Annotated in this window: 15 protein-coding genes; 9 read left to right on the top strand and 6 right to left on the bottom strand. The window is 34.7% G+C overall.

What is annotated here, in order from left to right:
* Nucleotides 1-206: 206 nt before the first annotated feature.
* The 7 genes from IEV35_RS10985 to uppS all read left to right on the top strand — a co-directional run bounded on the left by IEV35_RS10985 (nt 207) and on the right by uppS (nt 6,567).
* A complete protein-coding gene (locus IEV35_RS10985; protein ID WP_188384705.1) occupies nt 207-1,685 on the top strand; it encodes a SulP family inorganic anion transporter in 1,479 nt (492 codons plus the stop codon).
* A gap of 130 nt (nt 1,686-1,815) precedes the next feature.
* Nucleotides 1,816-2,661 (top strand): DUF2785 domain-containing protein, encoded by an 846-nt coding sequence (locus IEV35_RS10980; RefSeq protein ID WP_188384704.1) that lies wholly within the window; start codon nt 1,816-1,818, stop codon nt 2,659-2,661.
* 21 nt (nt 2,662-2,682) lie between these two features.
* The gene (locus tag IEV35_RS10975; RefSeq protein ID WP_188384703.1) at nt 2,683-3,249 is read left to right on the top strand and encodes a GNAT family N-acetyltransferase; all 567 of its coding nucleotides are present in this window, start codon (nt 2,683-2,685) and stop codon (nt 3,247-3,249) included.
* A gap of 80 nt (nt 3,250-3,329) precedes the next feature.
* Entirely contained in the window at nt 3,330-3,662 is a 333-nt protein-coding gene (locus tag IEV35_RS10970) for a PadR family transcriptional regulator (RefSeq protein ID WP_188384702.1), read from the top strand.
* On the top strand, nt 3,659-4,291 hold the full coding sequence (locus IEV35_RS10965; protein WP_188384701.1) for an HAAS signaling domain-containing protein: 633 nt from the start codon (nt 3,659-3,661) through the stop codon (nt 4,289-4,291). The genes IEV35_RS10970 and IEV35_RS10965 overlap by 4 nt, the downstream gene beginning before the upstream one ends.
* Nucleotides 4,292-4,385: 94 nt before the next feature.
* Nucleotides 4,386-5,843 (top strand): DUF4153 domain-containing protein, encoded by a 1,458-nt coding sequence (locus IEV35_RS10960; protein WP_188384700.1) that lies wholly within the window; start codon nt 4,386-4,388, stop codon nt 5,841-5,843.
* 13 nt (nt 5,844-5,856) lie between these two features.
* The gene (gene uppS / locus IEV35_RS10955) at nt 5,857-6,567 is read left to right on the top strand and encodes an undecaprenyl pyrophosphate synthase (RefSeq protein WP_188384699.1); all 711 of its coding nucleotides are present in this window, start codon (nt 5,857-5,859) and stop codon (nt 6,565-6,567) included.
* A 93-nt stretch (nt 6,568-6,660) separates the two neighbouring features.
* Here uppS and IEV35_RS10950 read toward each other — a convergent pair whose 3' ends face one another.
* Nucleotides 6,661-6,999, bottom strand: a complete 339-nt coding sequence (locus IEV35_RS10950) for a YqzG/YhdC family protein (RefSeq protein ID WP_188384698.1) — start codon at nt 6,997-6,999, stop codon at nt 6,661-6,663.
* Between the two features lie 43 nt (nt 7,000-7,042).
* Here IEV35_RS10950 and IEV35_RS10945 point away from each other — a divergent pair, with 43 nt between their 5' ends.
* The gene (locus IEV35_RS10945) at nt 7,043-7,426 is read left to right on the top strand and encodes a VOC family protein (RefSeq protein WP_188384697.1); all 384 of its coding nucleotides are present in this window, start codon (nt 7,043-7,045) and stop codon (nt 7,424-7,426) included.
* Nucleotides 7,427-7,686: 260 nt separating this feature from the next.
* Here the strand turns inward: IEV35_RS10945 and IEV35_RS10940 are convergent, their stop codons facing one another.
* The 4 genes from IEV35_RS10940 to IEV35_RS10925 form a co-directional block, all read right to left on the bottom strand.
* Entirely contained in the window at nt 7,687-8,184 is a 498-nt protein-coding gene (locus IEV35_RS10940; protein ID WP_188384696.1) for a GNAT family N-acetyltransferase, read from the bottom strand.
* Nucleotides 8,185-8,201: 17 nt separating this feature from the next.
* Entirely contained in the window at nt 8,202-9,332 is a 1,131-nt protein-coding gene (locus IEV35_RS10935) for a conserved virulence factor C family protein (protein WP_188384695.1), read from the bottom strand.
* Nucleotides 9,333-9,410: 78 nt separating this feature from the next.
* Nucleotides 9,411-10,184, bottom strand: a complete 774-nt coding sequence (locus tag IEV35_RS10930; protein WP_188384694.1) for an ABC transporter permease — start codon at nt 10,182-10,184, stop codon at nt 9,411-9,413.
* Nucleotides 10,162-11,145 carry an ABC transporter ATP-binding protein gene (locus IEV35_RS10925; protein WP_188384693.1) on the bottom strand — a complete coding sequence of 328 codons (984 nt, stop codon included), beginning with the start codon at nt 11,143-11,145 and terminating at the stop codon, nt 10,162-10,164. The genes IEV35_RS10930 and IEV35_RS10925 overlap by 23 nt, the downstream gene beginning before the upstream one ends.
* A 153-nt stretch (nt 11,146-11,298) precedes the next feature.
* Between IEV35_RS10925 and IEV35_RS10920 the strand changes: the two genes are divergently transcribed.
* Nucleotides 11,299-12,582, top strand: a complete 1,284-nt coding sequence (locus IEV35_RS10920; RefSeq protein WP_188384692.1) for a helix-turn-helix transcriptional regulator — start codon at nt 11,299-11,301, stop codon at nt 12,580-12,582.
* A 33-nt stretch (nt 12,583-12,615) separates the two neighbouring features.
* Here IEV35_RS10920 and IEV35_RS10915 read toward each other — a convergent pair whose 3' ends face one another.
* Nucleotides 12,616-14,718: an MMPL family transporter gene (locus tag IEV35_RS10915; protein ID WP_188384691.1), complete on the bottom strand. Its 2,103-nt coding sequence runs from the start codon at nt 14,716-14,718 to the stop codon at nt 12,616-12,618.
* Nucleotides 14,719-14,782 lie beyond the last annotated feature (64 nt).

Below are 14,782 nucleotides of genomic sequence, written 5' to 3'. Positions count from 1 at the left end.
TATGTGCGAGAAATTATTTAACATTATAGCATATGTGGTTGAAAAATAGAGGATTTTTAAGATAAATAAAGAAAACGACAAATGTTGTCGTTTTCTTGCGTGTTTCACAAAAATGTCGATTCTCGTTATAATACAGATTGTTCGCTACGGTCACGACTTTCGTGAGAGTCGAAAGTCAAAAAATAAAAATTAGGAAGAGGTGCATCATGAATTTAGCAAACTATAGAAATGAATGGTTTGGAAATGTTCGTGGAGATATTTTAGCGGGTATTGTTGTAGCTATTGCTTTAATACCAGAAGCGATTGCATTTTCGGTAATAGCTGGTGTAGATCCAATGATCGGATTATATGCATCCTTTGCGATTGCAGTTACTATTGCTTTTGTCGGTGGTCGTCCAGGTATGATCTCGGCAGCAACTGGTGCAACAGCACTATTAATGGTTACATTAGTTGCAGAACATGGCCTGCAGTATTTATTAGCTGCAACTATTCTGACAGGTATACTACAAATAATTATGGGTGTATTAAAACTTGGCCGATTGATGAAATTTGTTCCCCGCTCGGTAATGATTGGCTTTGTAAATGCACTTGCCATTATGATTTTTATGGCGCAATTAGAACACTTCACAGGTGCAAATTGGGAAATGTATGCGATGCTTGCAGGTGCTTTAGCAATCATCTATATTTTACCTAGATTTGTAAAAGTGATTCCAGCTCCACTAGTAGCGATTGTAGTGATTACTGCGATTGCGATTTTTACGGGAAGTGGTGTGAAAACAGTAGGAGATATGGGTGAGTTAACACAATCTCTACCGATTTTCTTATTCCCAGACATTCCTCTTAACTTTGAAACATTACAAATAATTTTCCCTTATGCTTTATCGATTGCAATTGTTGGATTAGTTGAATCATTACTAACAGCATCAATTGTAGATGATATGACAGATACAAAAAGTGATAAAAATAAGGAAGCAAGAGGACAAGGTATTGCCAATATTGTTTCTGGTCTATTTGGTGGGATGGCAGGTTGTGCGATGATTGGACAATCAGTAATTAACGTAAAATCAGGTGGTCGTGGTAGACTTTCTGCTTTTGTTGCTGGTGCATTCTTAATGACTTTAATTATTTTATTTAATGGTTTGTTAGTACAAATTCCAATGGCTGTATTAGTTGGTATAATGTTTATGGTGTCGATTAGCACGTTTGATTGGTCATCGCTTAAAAACATCCGTAAAACACCTGTTACCGATACAATTGTTATGTTCGCTACCGTTGTAACGGTTTTATTTACTAGTGACTTATCAAAAGGGGTTTTAGTCGGTATTATCTTAAGCGCAATTTTCTTTGCTGCTAAAATATCAAAAGTAAAAGTAACTTCTTTAGCAAGTGATAATAGCAAAGTGAAAGTGTATCGCGTTTCTGGACAACTGTTTTTTGCCTCTGTTACAGAATTTGTAGATAGCTTTAACTATAAAGAAGATGTAGAGTTAATTAAATTAGATTTATCTAATGCGCATATTTGGGATGATTCTGGTGTTGGTGCAATCGACAAGATTGTCCAAAAATATCATCAGAATGGAATTAAAGTAGATATTGTCGGTTTAAATGACGAGAGCCATAAATTAGTAGATAAGCTTGCTGAGTTTAAAAAGCCTGGTGGGCTAGAAAATATAGCAGGCCAATAAGGAGTTAGAGAGTTGACAAAAGTCGACTCTCTTTCTTTATACATGAGCAAAATAATAGAAAAGAAGGTTTTTACAGTGGTGAAATAGAATAGATATAGATAGATTTAAGTAGGGAGAGGGAAGATTGATGTTGAGTGAGAAAGAGTTGAAATTGATTCTCTTAGATTTTAAGGAGAGCAATTTCCTGAATGTAGGAACTTTAGAAATAAATAGTTTAACGAAAGCTATGCTTCATCATATTGGTAGTACAGATCCAGAGTTACGAGACCATTTAATTTATCCTAGCTTTATTAACCTTATTGTTAATAATTATTATACAAAGCCGGAGCTTAAAGAATTACTTTATGTTTGTCTAGATGAACAGCATTTATTATTAAAATTAGAAGACAATGATGAGGATGCCGTATTTACTAGGGCATTTTCTTCACTAATTATTGCGGTGCTATTGCATGTGAATAGGCAAAATTCCTTTTTAGCTGAAAGTGAATTAGACATGATTGCAGAACAGTTGATTAATTATATCCATAAAGAGGAAGATGTCCGTGGTTTTGTGGAAGGAAAAGGTTGGGCACATAGTATTGCGCATATTGCTGATGCATTAGATGAATTAGTTAAAAATAAAGGGATAACGATTTCGAAATTAGAAGAAGTTGCTATGACTATACTAGAGAAAATGTATTTTGATAAGGGGTACTTCTTATTTGAAGAGGATGAACGAATGGTTACAGCACTAATTTCGATTCTAAATCGTGAAATAGACCAACAACATATCATTAATAGAATAACGGACATAACGGCAGAATTGAAACAAAACTTTATTAGCGGAACATCTGTTCAATATATGCAACGGACCAACTTTAAACAATTTTTGAGAAGTTTATTACTTCATCTTGAGGTAATTGATAAACACGCAAAACTAAGAGAACATCTTAAAAACGTACTACAATCTATCAATCAACCATACTACAATACATAACAATACATAGGGGGAACAACGATGAATCCAATATTAATTGATTTTCCAAGTGAATTTGAAACAGAACGATTAGTAATTAGGATGCCAATGCCTGGTGATGGAGAGGTAGTTTATGAATCAAAGCAAGTGTCTAAGAAGGAGCTACTACCTTGGATGGCATGGGCGCATAGAGATGGGACACTAGAAGAAGAGGAGATTAATATTCGGGAAGCACATATAAATTTTTTAACAAGACAGGATTTAAGATTACTTGTGTTTGATAAAGAAACAGGAGTACTTGTAGCGAATTCAGGTTTACACCGTATTGATTGGAAGTCCCGTAAATTTGAAATAGGCTATTGGGTGGATAGTCGGCACAGTGGAAAAGGCTACATAACGGAAGCGGTTCAAGGAATAACTAACTTTGCTTTCCATGAGCTTCAAGCTAATCGTGTAGAAATCCGCTGTGATGCTAATAATTTGAAAAGTCGTGCCGTTGCCGAACGAGTAGGATATGATCTAGAAGGTATTCTGAGAAAAGATAGTTATGATGTATATGGTAAGGAACTTCGGGACACTTGTCTTTATGCTCTAGTAAAGGAATCATAAAAAAATGGCAAAAAGGACTTTACATATACATCGAAATTCTATATAGTATAGTTACCTAATAATTCTAGGTAGGTGAGAATATGTTTGATCGTGAGCTTGTAAAGGGAAGCACTTCACTCCTAGTGCTGCAATTATTAAATGAACGCGATATGTATGGCTATGAACTTGTGAAAGAAATGGACCGACGTAGTGACCATAATTTTCAATTAAAAGAAGGGACGCTATATCCAGCACTTCATAAGCTAGAAAAACAAGAATACATTGAATGTTATTGGCAACATCAAGAAAAAGGACCTGCAAGAAAGTATTACCGTATTACGGATGAAGGTAAAGAAATGCTCCAGGCCAAAACGAGTGAGTGGCACCGTTATGTTCAAGTAATGAACAATTTAATCGGGAGAAGTGAATCGTGAGTGCTGGGGAAGAACGGTTTTTCCAAGAACTAGATGAAGTTCTTGGAAAACATCCTGACAAAGAGCAAATTATTGCCGAATATCAATCCCATGTATACGAAATTAGTCTAGAAGGTAATTTCGAGGGTGAGGATTTATATAATGAAGTTGTAAAACGTTTAGGATCACCGAGTGAAATAGCAGAAATATGGAAAGAAGAGGCAAGTGTAACTCCAAAGAAAATGCAAGTATTATTTGTAGTGTTAAACATTGTCATTTTCTTAGGCGGTTTATCACTTACCATTATATATAATTTTTTTCAGTTTGAGTTAATTGAAATCATGTGGAAAAGACTAACTGCGGTGCCATCGATTATTATAATTGTTTATATGGCGTTTTGGGGATTAATTGGTTATGAAATAGGTAAAGAGTTTGGAAGCGCTGGATTAAAAATACTTCGAAGAACTTTTATTTTAGCGGTTATCCCTAATCTTGTATTAATGTATTTAATTGTGTTTAGACTCATTCCGCATGAGTGGTTCCAACCCTTATTAAATGGGCCGTTTATTTTAGCCTGTATTGTCTTAACAATATTATTGTATCCGATAAGTTGGATTGGATATCGTTGGGGAAGGAAAGCGTCTATTTAAAAACCCTTGCCCACGGTATCATAAAATGCAACAACTTTTTCGGTTATCTACATAGAATATCTATATACATAGAATTACTAAGGTGGTGAAAAATATGAGTGATAGAAGAAAAAATATTGTTTTCTTAGGATTATGTTTTGGAATGGGGATATTAGCGGAACTAAGCTTCTTTCATGGAACGATTGGGATCTCCTTTCCAATTTTTATAGCAGTTTTCTATACGGTGTTATACACTAGGCTTGGCTTTCATTTAAACCATCGCCGAATAGGCTTGTTATTAATGGTTTCCATTTGGATATTGTCATTAACCTATCTATTTTTTGATAATTCGTTTTTTTATCTAATGAATTTAATTGTAATACCGTTATTAGTCTTTGTGCATGTCGTATTAATTACAACGCCTAATTATGTAGATTGGTTATCAACTTCTTTCTTACATCGTTTAATTCAAAAACTTACACAGACCATTAATTATTCGAAACGATTAGTTAAACTTTTCTTTAGACGTACATTGTTTAGACGTGTTAATAATGAAACGACACAAACTATAAAACGAATTGTTATTGGACTTTTGATGGGCAGTCCAATACTTCTAGTCATTACCGGACTACTAATATCAGCAGATGCAAAATTTGGCGAAGTAATGATGGAAGTACCTAACTTTATTGCTAAGTTTAATTTTCTAGAAGTTATTATCCGAGCTGGAATAGCAGTAGTCATCGCCATATTATTCTTTGGGGTATTTCAAGTGTTACGAAAAAGATATACTCCGATAATTAAGTCAAATTACCAAACTTATGATAAAAACTGGGACACTGTTATTGTTGGGACTATTTTGGTTTTACTTAATAGCATATATTTATTATTTGTGTTCATTCAATTTACGTACTTTTTTGGGGATGCTATACAAGAAAGTTATACGTATGCTGAATATGCGCGACGAGGATTCTTTGAACTTGTATTAGTAACAGTTATTAATTGGTCTATCCTTCTTGCTTGTTTAAAATTAGTAAAAACGAAGAAAAAGTCATCAAGTTATTTCATGAAGGGTATGTATTCATTATTAATTATTACAAGTGGTATCATGCTATCTTCTGCTTACCTTCGCTTAAGTGCATATGAAGAAGCGTACGGATTTACGATGGACCGAATTCTCGCACATGCATTTATGTTATTTTTAATTGTAATTTTTGCATATACGTTAATTCGTGTATGGATTGAAGGGATTTCACTTATTCATTTCTATGTGATAGCAGGGGTGATTTTCTACACAGGATTAAATGCTATCAATTTAGAGGAAATTATTGTGGAAAATAATATAGAGCGATATGAACAAACTGGAAAAATTGATGTTTACTATATGAATTCTTTGTCTTATTCAGGAATTGATGGACTTATTACGCTGTATAAAAAGGATCCAGAATACCCTGATTTGCGAATAATCCTTGAGGGGCGTAAAGAAAGTATTGGGTATTTAAGTTTAAACACGTGGCAATCCTTTAATTTCAAAAAGCAACAAGTAATTAAAAGACTCGAAGAATTGGAATTCTAAAAGGAGGAGTAATATGAGTACGATTCCGACACATGTAGCGTTAATAATGGATGGTAATGGCCGTTGGGGAAAAAGGAATGGTCTTTCTCGTAGTGAAGGTCATTATGCTGGCACAAAAGCGATGGAAGAAATAATTGATGAGAGCGCTAGACTAGGAGTTAAAATATTAACACTTTATGCATTTTCAACAGAGAATTGGAAAAGACCAAAGGATGAAGTGAATTATTTGATGAGTTTACCAATAAAGTTTTTTAATAAAAAACTTCCTGAATTTATGAAGCGGAATATTAAAATTCTTATTTCTGGTGATATTAAAGGTCTTCCAAGACAAACGAGAAATGCAGTAGAAAAGGCAATGGAAAAAACAAAGAATAATACAGGATTAATCGTAAATTTTGCTTTGAATTATAGTAGCAGAAGCGAAATTATTCAAGCTATATATCATGTTATTAAAGATGCAAAAGAAAACGGCCTATCAATTGAGACCCTAGATGAATCCACATTTGAGAAGTATCTATATACAAGAGGGTTACCTGATCCAGATATTGTTATTCGAACAGGTGGAGAAAAAAGAATTAGTAACTTTTTAATGTGGCAGTCTTCGGAGGCAGAGCTCTGTTTCGTGAATGAACTATTCCCGGATTTTACAAAGGAATTATTTGCAAAGGCAATTGGAGTTACGAGTGGCAGTGAAGAAATAAACTGGAATGCGTACGTAGGCTAAAAATAGAGGCTCGGTTACTATAAGTAACGAGCCTTTTTTATGGGAAAGATTTATTATTGACTTCTACAAAAGGAGATTCCCTGTAACCTTCTTCTACCTATCAACTTCCTTATACGTTATATCCACAATCTCTTCACTTTCATTATCGAATGTAATATTAACAAAAACGCCGAATTCTTTATCAGGTGCTCTTAACCATAATTTAAAGGTTTCCGTCGAATTCTGAACGCCTGTTTTTCGACCAACATGGAGATAATCAACAATATCTGCATTAGGATATTTTTGCTTTACATTTTGCATAGCAATCTTTCCCCATTTTGCATAGGGAGGACTTTCTTGACCGTGTATAATAATATCACTTGGTTGATGTATTGCTATTGTACTAAAATATAATAAAGAGAAGGCTAATAACGTAACTAGTATTTTCCGCATCTTGAGATAACCTCACTTTAAATAAAATTTTGGGGTGGAAATGATGATATTTGAAATGACAATACAATTCCGGGTTACAAATTTCAAAGAGGGGCTTCATTGGTATAATTTATTATTTGATAAGGATCCAGACTTTATACCGCATGAAGGTTTTGCAGAGTGGGAAATCGTTCCAGGCAGTTGGTTTCAATTAGCACAAGGCGAACCTGCTGATGGAAGTGGACCATTACGATTAGGGGTTACAAACTTAGAAAAAGTGAAAGAAAAACTTATTAAAGAACTAGGCTTAGATGGTGTCGAGATTCACTCCAGACCAGAAGTACCTGTAAAGTGGTGCACGTTTAATGACCCATGGGGAAATCGTATCGGCTTATTCGAGTATTTAGATAAAGTCGAAGAGGCAAGAAGAATTAGTGAATTAAACTAACAAAGAAGAAAGAGATTGGGACAAAAGATTTTAGACTAAAGATAAATACGAACAATGAGTTTAGTTTGTGCGTCTAACCCGCTCTGGGAATATACTTCGCTTTCCGCGGGCGGCTGGTGAGCCTCCTCGTGCTAACGCACTGTGGGGTCTCACCGATGCCTTGCTTCCCGCAGGAGTCTACGTATATTCCCGAAGCTAGTATTGCTTATTGTTCGTATTTTAAGTCTAACTTTTAATTTTGTCCCAGCATCTTTACTTTTCTATAATATTTTCCCCATATAATATTCATCAACATACTCTCCATCAATGAAGAGAGAATCTTTTTTAGTTCCTTCTATCTCAAAACCAGCTTTTTTATAAAGGTTTAAACCAGAAGAGTTTTTTGTTACAACAGTTAATTCTAGTCGGTGTATATTTTTATTTTTTGCCCAACTATCCAATTCCTTAAATAGTATCGTGCCTATTCCTTTGCCTCTAACATTTTCGCGCACTCCAACGACAAGATATGCTGTATGTTTATTTCTTCTAGCACTTCCCCCGATCGCGAATAAATAGCCAACCAACTCTTCTTCATCTACAGCAACAAGAATAGTTGAGTTGTGTGTCTGATTGAGGCTTATAATTCTTTTTTGTAGGTTCTCTGGCTGAATAGCTCTCTCACCTTTTTCCCACATCATATACGGAGAAGTATTTTCAACATGTTGCATCAGTTCAACTAACCCCTCTGCATCACTAGGAACTGCCTCACGAATGAACATCTTAACTTCCCCCAATTTTAATTCTTTTTCTCGATTAATTGTGCCATTTGATGCCAAATAGAGCCTTTAGCTTCTTCTCCGCCTCTAATTCTCGCTAGGGCCATTTTAGCTTGCATACGTACTTCAAATTCTGGATCCTCAAGTGCTTCTTCTAGTGCAGGAATTGCCGATTCATCACCAATTTCATATAAAAACATAGCTGCTCGCCAACGAACTAGCCGACTCTTATCTTTTAATGTCTCAATCATTTCAGGGGTTGCCTCAGTAAAACTTAAATCGGATAAACAATCTCCTGCAGTTCGTCTAACATTAACAGCCTTGTCTTTTAATGCTTTATATAGATATGGAAGTACTTTTTTGTCATCTAACATCCCAAGGTATGCTGTTGCTAGTCTGCGAATGGACGCCTTTTCATCATCAAGTGCTCTATCTAATACTGGTAAATCATCTAAGGTAGGATCCATTCTATCTAGAACAGCGTAACGTTCTCTCCAGTCAGGGTTATCTAACATTTCTAAGGTAACTTTTATCCACCTAGAGGGGGCGGTTTTGTTATCTAATGCATACCTTACTAATTCTTTTAGGCGTTCATCATCATAAGATGCGGAGATTTCTTCTACAACCTCTTTACCAATTTCTTCTACATCTCCGTATCGTGGGCTTTGTTCGACCCATTTGCGCTCAGCTAACATATTGTCGGAAGCGGTGGATGCCTCAATCGCAGCATTCATGAAACGTCCAGGCAAACCGAAGCGATACTCATTTTCTCCTTCTTCCAACTTAATCTGGGTTGGGATATAGCGAAACATTTGGACAAATACGTTTACTTCTCCATAATGTTCTTCCACTGGTACTACCTTGTCGTTTGCCTTACTTTCATTTTCTTCAACAGAACCAAGTATACGCTCTACCTCTGGTAAAATTTTTTCCCAAGGTGTTCGTGCATCACGCTCTAAGGCAATAAAATCGATGACACGATAAATTCCTTTAACACCTTTTATACCGAATAGTTCTTGTATATAAGTAGGTGCATTCGATAAGTTATCATCTAGTTTGTAATTTTCTGTTTTGCCATCTGGCAGCATTTCATCCACATTAATTTTCATAGAATATGGGCTCGGTGTTGGTTCAATCGAAACTATTTTCATAAATGACTCCCCCTTTGTATGGATATTACTAATGATAATTTTAACAAAGGGGGAGAGGAGAGGCCAATGATTCTGTTCCTAGTAGTGAGCTAGAAGCCCTTTTCTCATAGCGATTCGTTCACAGTATAGGAAGAAAACTAACCCGATGCAAAAGTAAAACACAGCATTAAATACTAATACAAAAATATCAAATGCCGAGAAGGATGTTAATGTAACTCCATCAATCATCACAGCTCTTACTAGGTCCACTCCTTTAACAAGTGGGAAGAATGCAAGAAAAGGTGCAACAGTTAATGGAATAAACACTAATCCTGCAAGTATAAACTGTAGAATTTGTAAAAATGCACTAATTTGTTTCATTACTAATGTCATTCCAGCAATAATGAATCCAAGGCCAATCATACTGATAAGTGTAAGTGCAAGAATTGGTAATATCGAAAGAAGATCGATATTAAGCCATTGACCAGTAATTCCCATCGTTGCAATTAAGAGAACGATAACAATCAGTGAATTTGCAATAATAGTGGAGACTAATCTCGCTAGCATTATTTTCCATAGCCCTAAAGGTGACATATTAACCTGCTCTAAAGTACCTTGAATGGTTTCATTTGCTAATTGATAGCCAATATCTTGAACGACTATTAATGCTAAATACCAGAACACATAATTGACGATGACGTATTGAGTATTTACATCTTTTGTGCCCGGGTCACCAATAAATTGGATACCTGCAAACAAAGCCAGAAAGATGATAAAAAATGATACAAGTGTAGCTATTGTATTAGGAAGGTACCGTTTTAAACTAATGTATTCTTTCCTTATATTTGCATTAATTAGATTGAACCAATTCATGACTAGATTCCCCCTTAACAATTTTTAAAAAGACTTCTTCAAAATTGATCGTTTTTCGATCGATGGTTTCAATAGGTGTTTGTTCTTGATGAAGAATATCGAATAGCTCATAAATTTCGTTGCTATTAGAGAGGTTTACTTCTAGTTTTGGTTGTAAAGTGTCTGGTGTGTAATCAAGTTGAGGAAATTTCTGCTGTAATTGAAAGAGTTGTTTATTACTTAGTTGGTTTTCGAATGTAATCGTATAGGACCTAACTTCAAACAATCGAAGTAAATTTTCTACCCGGTCATTTGTGACAACCTTTCCATTATTAATGATTATAGTCCGGTCACATAAATCTTGGATAACGTCCATATCATGTGAACTAATAATAATGGTTCGATTATATTCTTTAGCAATATTGCGTAATAACTCACGCACTTCGTAACCGGTCTCCACATCAATACCTAATGTTGGTTCATCTAGTAAGATAACTTCTGTTTCGGCTAACATCGCTACTGCAATGGCCAGTTTCTGCTGCATCCCTCTAGATAAACGATTAACAAGTTCGTTTTCCTTTTCTTTTAATTTGAACTTCTCCAATAAGTCATCAATTTTTGAAGCTACTTCTCTTCGGGATTTTCCTCTATTCCCTGCAAAGTACTCTAAGTTCTCCCGTACGGTTAATCGCCAATAGATATTGCGATTACCTTCTAGAACAGCACTAATATGATTTAATGCTTTTAGTCGTTTATTTTGGTTATCGATACCCTTTATCGTGATGTTTCCTTCATCTGGTTTGATTAGTCCACAGATCATTTTAATCGTTGTTGATTTTCCTGCTCCGTTTGGGCCAAGTAGACCTAGAATCTCTCCTTGGTGAACCGTAAAAGATACGTTATTTACTGCAGTAACCGACTCCGTTGATTTTCTTTTCTTATAGGTCTTGTGAAGATTTGAAACTTCTATAATTGGTTTCATAACAAAACTCCTTTTTAAATTTATTTAATTATTAATTTAAATATATTTAAAAATTATTCAGATGTCAACAGTTATTTAAATTTTATTGAAATTATTTTAAATATATTTAAGATGAGGTATACTAAAGTTAATAAATAACAAAGAGGGATCGTTATGAGTTCAGTTGGAGAGAGAATTAAGAAGTTGAGGAAAGAAAAGAAGTTAACTTTAGCCCAAGTTGCTCAGGATAAGATGTCTGCTGCTATGGTCAGCTTAATAGAAAATGGGAAATCTAAACCGTCTGCTGAGAATTTAGAGCATATTGCAAAAGTTTTAGATGTGGAAATTACAGATTTATTAGGTGGCGTTAGCAGAGAAGAACTACGTAGTGAAATTACTAGAATAAAAGAAATCATAAGTACCCGTTTAGATTTAGATTCTTTACTTGATGTTATTCAACAAATCCAAACACTTTTCCCAAATTTAAGCCATAATGTCGAATCGGCGCGAATTTATAGTATGTATGCCTATTGCTTGCACACTTTATTTCTTCTTTATAAGGAAGAATTCGACAAAATTCAAGACAATGACAGAATATTGCATTATAACAAGGCTTTAGATATTTATGAAGATCTGCAGATGGAAAGTAAAGCTTTAGGAATCAAAGTTTCTTTAGCTATTATTGAACATGGAAAAGGAAATTACCATAGAACTATAGAAATGGTGGAAGAGAGCTTGCAGACTGTTAAGTCAGTGGATAGCTTTGATACGATAAATAGTATGATTAACTTAAAAATGTTAAGGATATACAGTCTTGCTGCTCTCGGAAAAGTTGATGAGATTTATAAATTACTAGATGAAGTGATTGCCTTTTCGAATAAGCATATGATGTTAAATGAGTTTTATATGATTCATAATGTTGGTGCAATGTTATATTACCAGGAAAACGATTATGAAGAAGCAAGAAAGTATGTAGATAAAATTAATAAGTTTTTCGAGATAATAAAAAATGACAATATGTTAATAGACAAAGAAATGACAATGATTCATTATATGGAGTTTTTTGAGGATAAACCTATAAAGGCATTAGAAATGATTGAAAACTTTGAAAAAGAAATTCCGTCATTTAAGCCATATAGTGAAGTGCTGAATAAAAGGATAGTGGACACGTTATCTGATTTAAAAGCGAGATGTTATACAAAAATAAACGAACCCCATAAGGCTTTACCATTATTTAAAGATTTAATGGAAACGTATAATGGAGAAATACATCCACTGGATGTTGGGTTACGTGTTGTTAGTAAATCTTACCAGGCTCTTTGCAGTATGCAGTTGGGTGAAAAGGAAAAGGCAATTCAATTAGCAAAAGAAGGAGTTTCTGGATTAAAGGAATATCCTCATAGTGCTTACTACCATTTTGCCGTAAATGTACTGCGGGATGCTCAACAAATGAAATAACCTGAAGGAAAGAATCCCTTCAGGTTATTTTCTTTAAGCTTGATCTTTTTGTTTATCTTTTTCCAACAACACAATTAAACTTGGTAATAGTACGCCCCTAATTAAGAACGTATCAATTAATATTCCAATTGCTACTATAAACCCAAATACAAATAGTAGTTGAATTGGTTGTGTCATCAATACAGCAAAGGTAGCTGCTAAAATGATCCCCGCAGAAGAGATAACCCCACCAGTATTAGCTACAGCAATCTCCGTTGCTTTTTTGACAGAGTGGTGTTTTCTTTCCTCGATATATCGTGACACTAGAATAATGTTGTAATCTATTCCTAGTGCTACTAAGAATATAAAGGCATAGACTGGTACTCGGTTACTAATTGTGTCTATATCAAAGAATAGATTCGTTAAGAACATCCCTAATCCTAATGCGGCAAAGAAGGAGACAATGATTGTACCCATCATATACACCGGCATTTTAAAGGACTTTGTTAGGAAGATGAGCATAATAAATATTAATAGTACTTCCAATAATACAATAACAACTAAGTCACGATTGTTTGTATTACGGTCATCAAGCGAAGAGGCTGTTTCGCCGGCAAAGTAGATCTCGCCATTAATATTACTCGTATTTAGTATATCTTGTGACTTCTCTTGCATATATTCCAAAGCATTAATGGAGTCCAAGTGATATGGACTATTATCAAATGTAAGACTATAAGATACCACTTTTTGGTCTTCAGTTAAGTTCTCTATTCTTACAGTGCTAACGTGTTCTTGTTTAAGAAGTTCATCTAACATTGCATTCTGATTTTCTTCGGATAACACTTTTTTAGATTCAACTAAAACAGTTGTTGGTGCAAGTTCTCCAGGTGCAAATTTATCCTCTAATATTTCATAACCAACTCTAGATGGCATATCATCAGGGAACGATTTAATTAAATCAAATTCATATTTTAAGTTTACATTATAAGCAGCACTCGCTAGGATAAAAATCCCAACAATAGCTAGTGATAAAATCGGTTTTCTCGTAACAAATTTTCCTACTTTACTCCAAATTGAACTTGGCTTTACTACCGTATCGCCAACTTTTGGAATAACTGGCCAAAATGATTTTCTTCCAAAAATCGTAAATAAAGCAGGTACAAGAGTAATGGATGCCAACATGATAACGATTAAAGCTGTTCCAAATATAGGTGCGAAGTTTTTATAATCACCTAGTTCAGCGAAGAATAAAATAATCATCGCCAAGAAAATCGTACCACCAGCATAAAAGACCGGTAGGCCAACCCCTCTCATCGCTAATTTCATTGCTGTATGTTTATCATCATGCTGTTTCAGTTCCTCTTTAAATCTTGAGAAAACAAATAAAGAATAGTCAATTACAGCCGCAAATAATAGTACAGACATAATAGAGACAGACTGAGAACTCATTAGCAGTCCAGCCTTACCAAATAAACCAAGTAATTGTGTGACGATTTGGTAGACGAAAACAGCTGCTAATAGTGGGATTAGAGCAATCAATGGTGAACGATAAATCACAATTAAAAGTACAAGAATAATTCCAACGGTCGAAAGAAGTAAGACAATATCAGCTCGTAAAAATAAATCGGTTGTATCTACTGCAATCCCAGCAGGACCAGTAATAGATACAGACAGATCTGTATGCTCATTTATTACTTCATTAATATTTGCTAGAACTTTTTTAACTTCTTTCGTATCCAGATTGGCGTCTAAGTTTGCTGGGATAATAGCTGTGGAACGATCTTCAGAGAAAAAGGCATTCGTAGCAGGTTCTGGAAGTTTTCCCATAGGAACAATTTCTTTTAAACCAGCAATATCTTCTTTGACAATATTATCTGTAATGGTTACTAAATCATCTAATAGAACTTCATCTTTAGATTGGAGCACTAGTATTGCTGGTAGTAGTTCGCTATCACCGAAGTACTCTGCCAATTTTTCGTTAGCGACAACAGACTGCATATCTTCCGGTAAAGAATCGATCGATGTTACTTGGTAATCCCGAACACTTGGAACGGCCATAGTTAAGGTGATCATTGCTAGTAGCCATATACTTAACGTAATCCACATCCCTTTTTTTGTGGATACACGGTCTGTAATTTGATGTATTATATTTTTCATTAACATTTTCCTTTCTTAAAGTGACGAATGTGTAACTATACTAAAAAAAGTAACGGATTAATCC

Origin of the sequence: Ornithinibacillus halotolerans, from assembly GCF_014637405.1 — a bacterium.
In the GTDB taxonomy this organism is placed as follows: Bacteria; Bacillota; Bacilli; order Bacillales; family Amphibacillaceae; genus Ornithinibacillus; species Ornithinibacillus halotolerans.
This window is presented reverse-complemented; position numbering and strand designations above follow the sequence as displayed.

Excerpts from the sequence above, each read along its gene's own strand:
- IEV35_RS10920 (WP_188384692.1), top strand. The coding sequence starts at position 11,299 with ATGAGTTCAGTTGGAGAGAGAATTAAGAAGTTGAGGAAAGAAAAGAAG.
- IEV35_RS10940 (WP_188384696.1), bottom strand. The coding sequence starts at position 8,184 with ATGTTCATTCGTGAGGCAGTTCCTAGTGATGCAGAGGGGTTAGTTGAA.
- uppS (WP_188384699.1), top strand. The coding sequence starts at position 5,857 with ATGAGTACGATTCCGACACATGTAGCGTTAATAATGGATGGTAATGGC.
- IEV35_RS10915 (WP_188384691.1), bottom strand. The coding sequence starts at position 14,718 with ATGAAAAATATAATACATCAAATTACAGACCGTGTATCCACAAAAAAA.
- IEV35_RS10930 (WP_188384694.1), bottom strand. The coding sequence starts at position 10,184 with ATGAATTGGTTCAATCTAATTAATGCAAATATAAGGAAAGAATACATT.
- IEV35_RS10945 (WP_188384697.1), top strand. The coding sequence starts at position 7,043 with ATGATATTTGAAATGACAATACAATTCCGGGTTACAAATTTCAAAGAG.
- IEV35_RS10935 (WP_188384695.1), bottom strand. The coding sequence starts at position 9,332 with ATGAAAATAGTTTCGATTGAACCAACACCGAGCCCATATTCTATGAAA.
- IEV35_RS10960 (WP_188384700.1), top strand. The coding sequence starts at position 4,386 with ATGAGTGATAGAAGAAAAAATATTGTTTTCTTAGGATTATGTTTTGGA.
- IEV35_RS10975 (WP_188384703.1), top strand. The coding sequence starts at position 2,683 with ATGAATCCAATATTAATTGATTTTCCAAGTGAATTTGAAACAGAACGA.
- IEV35_RS10925 (WP_188384693.1), bottom strand. The coding sequence starts at position 11,145 with ATGAAACCAATTATAGAAGTTTCAAATCTTCACAAGACCTATAAGAAA.
- IEV35_RS10985 (WP_188384705.1), top strand. The coding sequence starts at position 207 with ATGAATTTAGCAAACTATAGAAATGAATGGTTTGGAAATGTTCGTGGA.
- IEV35_RS10950 (WP_188384698.1), bottom strand. The coding sequence starts at position 6,999 with ATGCGGAAAATACTAGTTACGTTATTAGCCTTCTCTTTATTATATTTT.
- IEV35_RS10970 (WP_188384702.1), top strand. The coding sequence starts at position 3,330 with ATGTTTGATCGTGAGCTTGTAAAGGGAAGCACTTCACTCCTAGTGCTG.